Annotated in this window: 2 protein-coding genes; one reads left to right on the forward strand and one right to left on the reverse strand. The window is 72.7% G+C overall.

Going from position 1 to position 10,813, the window contains the following annotated elements; translation table 11 throughout:
- Positions 1-5 precede the first annotated feature (5 nt).
- Positions 6-6,563: a PE family protein gene (locus AC5Y47_RS24295; protein ID WP_499946798.1), complete on the forward strand. Its 6,558-nt coding sequence runs from the start codon at positions 6-8 to the stop codon at positions 6,561-6,563.
- Positions 6,564-6,960: 397 nt separating this feature from the next.
- On the opposite strand, the gene AC5Y47_RS24300 is transcribed toward AC5Y47_RS24295, so the two are convergent.
- The coding region (locus tag AC5Y47_RS24300; RefSeq protein WP_499946799.1) for a beta strand repeat-containing protein at positions 6,961-10,813 on the reverse strand (3,853 nt) is incomplete at its 5' end.

Consider the following 10,813-nt stretch of genomic DNA (forward strand, 5'->3'; position numbering starts at 1 on the left):
CTGCCATGTCGTACGTGATTGCTGCAACCGAGACACTCGCCGCCGTGGCATCGGACGTCGGGAGCATTGGATCCACAATCAGCGCAGCCAATGTCGCTGCAGCGGTGCCCACGACGGAGATGTTGGCCGCCGCCGCCGACGAAGTTTCCACCCGCATCGCGGCGTTATTCGGTGCGCATGCCGTCAGTTACCAAAACCTTGCCGCCGAAGCGACCGTTTTCCACGAGCAATTCGTTCGCACTTTGCAGGCGACAGCGGCTTCCTATTCAAGCGCCGAAGCCGTCAGCGCGGCGCTCATGCGCGAGACACTTAAGGCAATCAATGCACCGTCGCTGGCTTTGTTGGGCCGTCCGCTGATCGGTAACGGCGCCGACGGGGCGCCGGGCACCGGGCAGCACGGTAGTGCGGCGGGCCTGCTGTTCGGCAATGGCGGTGCCGGCGGCTCCGGCGCGACCGGTCTGAACGGTGCCAACGGCGGCGCGGGCGGCAGCGGCGGGGCGTCCGGCCTGTTCGGCGTCGGCGGAATCGGTGGGGCGGGCGGATCGTCGACGAGCGGTGTCGGGGGCGGCGGCGGCGCCGGCGGAGCGGCCGGCCTGTTCGGCGCGGCGGGCCTGGGCGGGGCCGGGGGATCCTCGGTGTCCGGCACCGGCGGTACCGGCGGGGCCGGGGGTGCGGCTGCATTGTGGGGCACCGGCGGAGCCGGCGGCGCGGGCGGCTTCTCCGCTACCGGCACCGGCGGCACCGGCGGAGCCGGGGGTAGCGGCGGACTGCTGACCGGCGCCGGCGGGGCCGGCGGGATCGGCGGCATCGGTGGCGCCCAGAGCGGCAGCGGCGGTGCCGGCGGTAACGCGGGATTCCTCTTCGGCAACGGCGGTGCCGGCGGCGCCGGTGGCACCGGCATCTCCGGGTCTGTCGGCGGCGACGCCCTGTCACCGGGCGGCAACGGCGGCAACGGCACGGCCGGCGGTCTGGGCGGAAACGGCGGCGCCGGCGGCAACGCGGGACTGCTCTACGGCAACGGGGGCGCCGGGGGCGTCGGCGGTGTCGGCGGCGCGGGCGGTGCCGGTGGTCTCGGCGCGGTGGGCGACCCGGGCCTGCCCGGTGGAGCCGGCGGCGACGGCGGCGGCGGCGGAACCGGCGGGGTGGGCGGCGTCGGCGGCTCCGGGGGTGCTCTGTTCAGCCAGGCCGGCACCCCGGGTGCCGGTGGAGCCGGCGGCGCGGGTGGTACCGCCGGAACCGGTGGAGCGGGCGGCAAGGGCACCGTCGTCAACGGGGTCGCCGGTAGCGGTGGCGAGGGTGGCCGCGGCGGCAACCCCGGCCTGGGCGGCGCGGGCGGTGCGGGCGCGCCCGGAGCCGGTGCCGGACTGCACGGCGCCACCCCCACAACCGGCGGCAACGGCGGTGCGGGCGGCGCCGGGGCTGACGCGACAACCGCCGGTGCGGCCGGTGGAGCCGGCGGTCGGGGTGGCGACGCGGGAGCGGTCGGGACGGGTGGTGCCGGCGGGGCCGGCGGGGCCGGACGGGCCGGCGCGCAGGTGACGGCTCCGGGAGCAACCGGCAACGCCGGGGGTGACGGTGGAGCCGGCGGTGACGGCGGCGCCGGGGGCACGACTTCGGGTAATGGCGGCGTCGGTGGCGCCGGTGGTGCGGGCGCCGACGGCACCGCCGGGGTGTCCGGAACCGCCGGCGGGGCCGGATCCAACGGCGTCGACGGCGGCAGCGGCGGCGCCGGCGGCAAGGGCGGAGCCGGGGGGCTCGGCGGTGTTGCGCTCGGTTCCGGCGCCGGCGGGCAAGGCGGTGCCGGCGGCAACGGCGGCAGCGGCGGCGCGCCCGGTAACGGGGGTGCCGGTGGCCAGGGCACCGTCACCAACGGGGTTGCGGGCAACGGCGGCGACGGCGGCAAAGGCGGCGATCCCGGCGCGGCCGGTGCGGCGGGTCTCGGCGGCGCCGGCGGCGCGGGCGCCCAGCCGGGCGCCTTCGGCGCGGACGGCGAGGCCGGGAGCACGGCGGCCTCCGGCGGCAACGGTGGCGCCGGCGGGGCAGGTGCCGGCGCGATCACGGCCGGCGGGCACGGCGGCGCGGGCGGCCACGGTGGTGACGGCGGGTCGGTCGGCGACGGCGGCGCCGGCGGTGCCGGTGGTGCCGGGTTGGCCGGCGCACCGGTGGTGGCCCCGGGCGCCGACGGCAACGCCGGCGGCAACGGCGGTACCGGCGGCAACGGCGGCGCTGGTGGCACGACGTCCGGCAACGGCGGCGTGGGCGGTGCCGGTGGCCATGGCGCGGACGGCAGCGCCGGCATCACCGGCACGGACGGCGGTGCCGGTGTGGCCGGCGGCGACGGCGGCGACGGCGGATCTGGCGGCCAGGGCGGCGCCGGCGGCGTCGGTGGCACCGCGCTGGGCAAGGGCGTGAGCGGTCAAGGCGGCGCCGGCGGTGACGGCGGTCAGGGTGGCACCCCGGGGCACGGCGGGCGTGGCGGCAACGGTGCCGTCGTGAACGGAGTCGCGGGCAACGGCGGCAACGGCGGCCACGGCGGCGATCCGGGTGCCGCCGGCGTCGCCGGCTCCGGAGGGGCAGGCGGCACGGGGACCCTGAGCGGGGCAAACGGTAAGGCGGGCAGCAGCCCGAGCTTCGGCGGCAACGGCGGCGCCGGCGGCGTCGGTGCCTCCGCAACCGTCGACGGCGGTCACGGCGGCGCGGGTGGCAAGGGCGGTGACGGCGGCTCGGTCGGCAACGGCGGCACCGGCGGTAGCGGCGGCCACGGTTATGTCGGAGCCCACGGGACCAACGCGACCACCGCCGCCGAGAACGGCGGCATCGGCGGTAACGGTGGCAACGGGGGGGCCGGCGGCGCCGGCGGCGCCGGCGGTACCACGTCCGGATTCGGTGGCAGCGGCGGCGGTGGTGGCCGCGGCGGCCTCGGCGGGTTCGGCGGCAACGGCTATGACGGCAACACCGGCGCGCTGGGTGCTACCGGCGGAAACGGCACCAACGGCGGTCAGGGTGGCAGCGGCGGTAACGGCGGCGCGGGCGGGCAGGCCGGTAGCGGTGCTTCCGGTAAAGGCATCGATGCGGGCGGCGGCGCGGCGGGCGACGGCGGCACCGGCGGCATCGCCGGCAGCGGCGGGACGGGCGGCGTCGGCACCTTCGCCAACGGCGGCACCGGAAACGGCGGCAAGGGCGGAGCGGGCGGAACGGTCGGCTCCGGCGGTGCCGGCGGCACCGGCGGCGCAGGCGGCGGCACCACCGGCGCGAAAGGTGCCGACGGATCCGTCGGCTCAATCGGCACGGGAGGTCACGGCGGCACCGGTGGCGCCGGTGCCACCGCGCCCGCATTCAGCGGACTCAACGGCGGCCACGGCGGCAACGGCGGTGACGCCGGGCCGGTCGGCAACGGCGGCACCGGCGGGGCCGGGGGTGCCGGCGCCAACGGGACCCAAGGTCTCAACGGCCTGATCGGCGGCTCGGGCGGCCACGGCGGCAACGGTGGTGTCGGCGGTAGCGGCGGCACCACGTCCGGGGTGGGCGGCAACGGCGGCGCCGGCGGGACCGGCGGCACGGGCGGCTTCGGCGGCGCCGGCACCGACGGTGCCACCGGACTAGCAGGCCAGACCGGCGGAGCCGGCACCAACGGCGGTCAAGGCGGTGCCGGCGGCGACGGCGGCCAGGGCGGCGCGCCCGGCACCGGGGCTTCGGGCACCGGCAAGGGCGGTGTCGGCGGCCAAGGCGGCAACGGCGGTTTCGGTGGGACTGCCGGCAGTGGCGGCACCGGCGGCGCCGGCACTTTCGAGAACGGCGGCACCGGCAACGGCGGTGACGGCGGGACCGGCGGGACGCCAGGCGCCGGTGGTACCGCCGGCAACGGCGGAGCGGGTTACGGCACAGCCGCCAAGGGCGCGGACGGTGTCGTGGGCGCCCACGGTGTCGGCGGGCACGGCGGCACCGGCGGCGCAGGAGCTGACGCACCGGCGTTGAGTGGCCTCAACGGCGGCAAGGGCGGGTCGGGCGGCGACGCCGGAGCGTTCGGCAACGGCGGTACCGGTGGCGCCGGCGGAGCGGGAGCGATGGGCGTCGAAGGCACGAACGGGACCAAGTCCGGTCAGTCGGGCGGTGCCGGTGGCCACGGTGCCGCGGGTGGTAACGGCGGCGACGGTGGCGAGGGCGGAGCCGGCGGCAAAGGCGGGTCGATCTCCGGCGTCGGAGGCAATGGCGGCGCCGGCGGCCGCGGCGGCGTCGGAGGAATCGGCGGGTCCGGCGCAAACGGCAACACCGGCGACGCGGGACAGACCGGCGGTCTGGGCGGCAACGGCGGTCAAGGTGGTACCGGCGGCAAAGGCGGCGCGGGCGGCGCGCCCGGTACCGGCGCGTCCGGCACCGGCACCGGGGGTGCCGGCGGGGTTGCGGGCACCGGCGGGTTCGGCGGAGCGGCCGGCGACGGCGGCGCCGGCGGTACCGGCACCTTCGCCAACAGCGGCAGCGGCAACGGTGGTGACGGCGGCAAGGGCGGAAACCCGGGTGCCGGTGGTGGCGGCGGCGCCGGGGGTGCCGGCGGCGGTAGCGGTGTCCACGCCGGCACGGCGGGTGCGAACGGCAAATCCGGCGACCTGGGTGTCGGCGGCAACGGCGGTATCGGCGGCACCGGCGCCGCCGCGCCCGCCTTCAGTGGGCTCAACGGCGGCAACGGCGGCAATGGCGGGGACGCCGGGCCGGTCGGTAGCGGTGGCGCGGGCGGCACCGGGGGAGCGGGTGCCATCGGCACTACCGGGTCGGACGCATCCGGCGCCGGCCAGAACGGGGGCGCCGGTGGGAATGCCGGCAACGGGGGCAAGGGCGGAAAGGGCGGCAGCGGCGGATCGATATCCGGCGACGGCGGCAACGGCGGCAATGGGGGCGTCGGCGGTATCGGCGGCACCGGCGGCACCAGTGGTGCCGGCGCGACCGGCGGCATCGGCGGAAACGGCGGGACGGGCGGCCAGGGCGGCGCAGCCGGTAACGCGACCGCTGCCGGCTTCAAATCGGGCACGTTGGGCGCAGGCGGAAACGGCGGGATCGGTGGCACCGGCGGTGCCGGCGGCGCCGGAACCACCGGATCCATCCACGGAGGGCATGGCGGGACCGGCGGGACCGGCGGCCAAGCCGGTGCGGCCGCAGCCCCCGGCGGGGCCGTGGGCGTCGCCGGGGACGGTGGCATCGGCGGCAACGGCGGCCTCGGCGCGCTGGGCAAGAGCGGCACCGGCAGCGCTGCCGGCTCCGCGGGCGGCAACGGCGGCAACGGCGGCAAGGGCGGCGACGGCGGCGCAGCGGCGGTCGCTGGCGGTACCGGCGCCGGAAACGGCGGCAAGGGCGGTAACGCCGGCAGCGGCGGCAACGGTGGCGCCGGTGGCGGTGCCACGACGAACGGGGCCAACGGTGGCAGCGGCGGCATCGGTGGGAATGGTGGTAACGGCGGCGCTGGCGGCACGGCCGGCGGTGTCGGAGCTTCGAACGGCAGCGTCGGCAACGCCGGTAGCGGCGGCAATGGCGGCAAGGGGGGTGCCGGCGCCGGCGGTGCTGCCGGCGTCAACCCCGGCGCCTTCGCCAACCAGTCAGGTCCCGCCGCGTCCGGGGCCAAAGGGGTGGATGTCATTGCCCCCAACCAGGTGGGCGGCACCGGCGGCGCCGGCGCGAACGGCGGGTACGGCGAAATCGGCGGCACCGGCGGCAACGGCGGTTGGTCGACCCTGGCCGACGCCAAGATGTTCGCGGTCGGTGGCACCGGCGGTGCCGGCGGCACCGGCGGGTACGGGGCTAACGGTGGCACCGGCGGCATGGGCGGCAATGGGTCCAACGGGACAAGTGCCATCGGGGGCACCGGCGGCGCGGGTGGCACCGGCGGATACGGGGCGAACGGCGGCACCGGCGGCAAGGGCGGATACAACGCCGGGACTCTCCCCGGTTACCCGGGCGGTGGCCCCGGTGGCGTCGGCGGTGAAGGTGGCGCCGGCGGCGGCATGGGCGGCAGGGGCGGCGAGGGCGGCAATGCCGCGGTGCCGACCAACAGTCCGGGCGGCAACGGCGGTAAGGGTGGTCAAGGGGCTGGCGGCGGCAACGGCGGTTACGGCGGCGCGGGCGGAGCCGGTGGCAACGCCGGATACGGGGCTGGGAACGCGGTCGGCGGCATCGGTGGCGACGGCGGGGCCGGCGGCGGCGGTGGAGTCGGGGCGGTGGGCGGCCAGGGCGGCAGCGGCGGAAGCGGCGGCATCAGCGGCGGTAACGGTGGCTGGGGGGGTAGCGGAGGCACCGGTGGCACCGGCGGCGCAGGCGGCAACGGTGGCGGCGGTGGCGCCGGTGGCTTGGGTGTCAATGGTGGCACTGTCGGCGGCGGCGCCGGCGGCGTTGGCGGCGCTGCCGGCACAGGCGGCTCCGGCGGTTCAGGCGGCACCGGCGGTGCCGGCGGCGCGGGCACCTCGTGGAACAACGGGAGCAGTCAGTTCAACGGGTCCAACGGTGCCACCGGCAGCAACGGCGCTACCGGCGCCTCGGGCGGCAACGGCATCGCCGGCAGCAACGGCGCTCACGGGTAGGGCGTATCGGACAACGGTGCCGCTTGGGACTTCCCCGGTCTCAGTCTTGGTGCTGGCGGTACTCTTCGCGGACCCGGTGTCTTCGGGTGATTCCCGGCCAAGTGTGAATCCCTGGTCAAGTCCACGCGGCAGGGTGAGTGGCTTTTGACCGCTGCACCGGCTTTGAATGTGAAGCCTTGGCTTTGAGTGTGAAGCCTTGGCTTTCGGAGTGAACCCACGGTGGGAAAGCCGACCGAAATCCCACCCAGGCTTCACGCTCAAAGCCCAGGCTTCACGCTCAAAGCCCAGGACGCACACTCAAAGCCAGGGCTTCACACTCAAAGCCCAGGAATCGCCGACCACAGCCGTCAGCACGACCTCGGATGCCGCGAAAGCGCGCAGCGGCAGGTCCGACCGGCTACGGCCCGGCGCCGGTGGTGAAGAACCCGGCCAGGCGCTCCCCGAAGTTGCGGACGCCGGCGTTGAACGCGGCGGTGATCAGGCCCACCGAGCTGGTGTTGGCGATCCCGGACATGGTGTGGCCCAGGTTGGACACACCGGAGAGGAACTGGCCGACGTTGTTGTAGCCCGAAACCGCACCGAGCAGCGTCTGGGGCACCTGGTTGAAGAAGCCCGAGACCGCGGAGCCCACGTTGCTGTATCCCGACACCCCACCGGCGCCGATATTGAAGAAGCCAGAGGACGGGGAAGTGGTCCCGTTCCCGAAGCCGGGCGCGCCGCCGAAGTTGAGCGGGATGGTGATCGGCCCCAGCCCGCCATTCATGGTGATGTTCACCGGCGCCTGGCCGATGCTGATCCCGGGGATGGTGAAGGCACTGGTGCTGCCGCTGAGCGGAACGTTGAGACCGATCTGCGGCAAGCTGATGCCGGGGATGGTGAACGGAGCCGTCGAGCCAGTCAACGGAACGTTCAGACCGATCTGCGGCAAGCTGATCCCGCCGATGGTGAACGGAGCCGTCGAGCCACTCAACGGAACGTTCAGACCGATCTGCGGCAAGCTGAAGCCACCGATGCTGAACGGGCTGGTGGCACCGCTGAGCGGAATGTTGAGCCCGAACTCGGGAATGCTGAATCCGCCGATGGTGAACGGAGCCGTCGAGCCGCTCAACGGAATGTTGAGATTGAACTGCGGAATGCTGAAGCCGTTGACGGAGATGTTGCCGGTGCCCCCGGTGAGTACCGGGCCGATGTCGAAGTGCACCAACGAAATTGGACCGATGCTGCCGTTGAGGACATCGGGTAGACCCGGCAAACCCGGGACCCGGTATGGAACGACTCGAATGGTGACGTCCACCGGGATGTTCGCACCGACGCTGATCGGGATTCCGGGAATCGTGATCGCGGGGATGGTCACGCCCCCGACGTTGCCACCGGCGTTGAGGCTGATCGGGATCCCCGGAATGCTGATGCTGGGAATCGTCACGCCGCTGACACCGCCGGCAGCGATCATGTTCAACGGGATACTCGGGATGTTGATCCCGGGCACCGTGATCGGTCCGACGCCCCCGCCGGCCAGGATGCTCAACGGAATGCCGGGGATCTCGATGTTGGGCACCACGATCGGACCAACACCCCCGCCGGCCAACAAGTCCAGCGGAATGCCCGGTATCTCGATGTTGGGCACCACGATCGGACCAACACCGCCGCCCGCCAACAGATTCAACGGGATCGCGGGAATGGTGATGTCCGGCACGGTGATTGGACCGAACGCACCGATGGCGTTCACGCTGAGCGGAATGGTGGGGATGCTGATGGTGGCTCCCGCACCCAGCAGACCCTGGTATTCGCCTCGCCAGAACATCCCGTTGCTGTAGTTGCCCGGGATCAACGCGCCGGTGTTGACGTTGCCGGTGTTGCCGATACCGGTGTTGATGTCGCCGGGGTTGAACGCGCCCGTGTTGGTGTCACCGGGGTTGAAGTCTCCCGTGTTGACGTTGCCCGCATTGAAGTTGCCGGTGTTGTGGCTGCCGACGTTGGCGAGACCGCTGTTGACGCTGCCGACGTTGAACAGGCCGGTGTTGGCCAGGCCCGCGTTGCCCAATCCGTTGTTGTAGTTGCCGGAGTTGCCGATACCGAAGTTTCCGGTGCCGGAGTTGAAGAATCCGACGTTGCCGGTACCGGAGTTGCCGAAGCCGATGTTGCCGCTGCCGGAGTTCAGCGCGCCGAACCCGACCTGGTTGTCGCCGGTGAGCCCGATGCCGAAGTTGCCGTTGCCCGTATTGCCGAAGCCGATATTGCCGTTACCGGTATTGCCGAAGCCGAAGTTGTTGTCGCCGAGGTTGCCGAAGCCGATGTTCTGCAGTCCGGCCGTCAGGCCGGCACCGGCATTGCCGAACCCGAAGTTGCCCAGGCCGATGTTGCCGAATCCGAAGTTGTTGTCCCCGAGGTTGCCGAAACCCAGGCTGGTGCTGCCGACGTTGCCGGCACCGAAGTTGAAACCGCCGACGTTGCCGAGGCCGAAGTTGTAGTTGCCGACATTGGCGGCGCCCAAGTTCAGGCTGCCGTCGTTGGCGAAGCCCAGGTTGAACACCGGTTCGGCGGCACCGCCGCGCAGGAAGCCGGCCAGGTGGTCGCCGAAATTGCCGACGCCGGAGGTGAAGGACGCCGTCGCCTGGCCCAGCGTGCCGGTGTTGAACAGACCCGACACCGAATTGCCCAGGTTCGCAACGCCGGAGGTCAGCGGCCCGACGTTGAACATGCCCGAGTTGCCCAGCGCGCCCACGGCGGAGTTCCAGAATCCTGACGCACCGGCTCCCAGGTTGCCGAAACCGGACGAAGTGCCTGCGCCGCTGTTGAAGAACCCGGACGACGGGGCTCCGGTGGAGTTCCCGAATCCGGGTGCGCCGCCGATGTTTATCGGGATCTCGATGGGTCCGGCCGTGCCGGTCACCTGGATGCCCAGTGGTATGGGCGCCAGGGTGATCGGCGGAGTGGTGAGGGGACCCAGAGTGCCACCTGCGTTGACGCCCAACGGAATCTCCGGGATGGTGAAACCGTTCGGGAACAGTGTCAACGGGCCCAGCACGCCACCTGCGTTGACGCCCAACGGAATCGCCGGAATGGTGAAGCCGTTCGGGAACAACGTCACCGGACCCAGGCCGCCACCCGCGTTGACGCTCAACGGAATTTCGGCCAGGCTCAGCCCGTTCGGGAACAGTGTCACGGGGCCCAGGCCGCCGCCCAGATTGACTCCCAGAGGTATGCCGGGAAGGGTGATCGGCGGGGTGCTGAACGGGCCGATGGTGCCACCCACGTTGATACCCAACGGAATTCCGGGAAGTGTGATGGTCGGGGTGTTGATGCCCCCGATCGAACCGCCGACCGTGATGCCGCCCAGAGTCAGATCGATGAGCGAAGGACCGATGGTCCCGGGGGCGGAAGGCAAGCCGATCAAGGCGAAGTTGAACGGCGACTCCGGGATTTCGATGGGGACGTACAAACTCGCGCTGCTCAACGACAGCGTGATCGGATTGATGCTGATAGGGGGGACGCTGATCGGTCCGACCAGAGCCCCGTTGCTGTTGATGCCCAACCCGATGGTGGGAATGGTGATGGGCGGCAAGCTGATCGGGCCGACCAGCGCGCCGTTGCTGTTGATGCCCAAGCCGATGTTCGGGATGGTGATGGGCGGGATCGTGATCGGACCGACCAGCGCACCGTTGCTGTTGATGCCCAAGCCGATGTTCGGGATGGTGATCGGCGGAACCGTGATCGGACCCACCAGTGCACCAGAACTGTTGACGCCCAGACTGATTGGCGGAATCGAGATCGGCGGCAAGGTGATCGGTCCCACCAGCGCACCGTTGCTGTTCACGCCGAACCCGATCTGCGGAATGGAGATAGGCGGCACGGTGATGGGGCCGACGGTGCCCAATCCGCCTACGGTGAGGGGCATCGCCGGGATGGTGATGGTGCCGTTGAAGCCGGCCAGTCCCTGGTAGTCGCCGCGCCAGAACATGCCGTTGCTGTAGTTGCCGGGGATCAACGCGCCGGTGTTGACGTTGCCGGTGTTGCCGATACCGGTGTTGTAGTTGCCGGGGTTCATGAAGCCGGTGTTGGAGTTACCCAGGTTGAAGTCGCCGGTGTTCAGGTCGCCGGTATTGAAGCTGCCGCTGTTGAAATGGCCGAGGTTGGCAAGACCGGTATTGATGTTCCCGACGTTGAACAGCCCGGTGTTGGCGACGCCGGCGTTGCCGAAGCCGGTGTTGTAGCTGCCGGAGTTGCCGAAGCCGAAATTGCCGGTGCCCGAG

It is taken from the genome of Mycobacterium sp. NGS22, assembly GCF_059813095.1.

What these genes read in the sequence shown, in the direction of transcription:
- AC5Y47_RS24295 (WP_499946798.1), top strand. Translation starts at nt 6, where the DNA reads ATGTCGTACGTGATTGCTGCAACCGAGACACTCGCCGCCGTGGCATCG.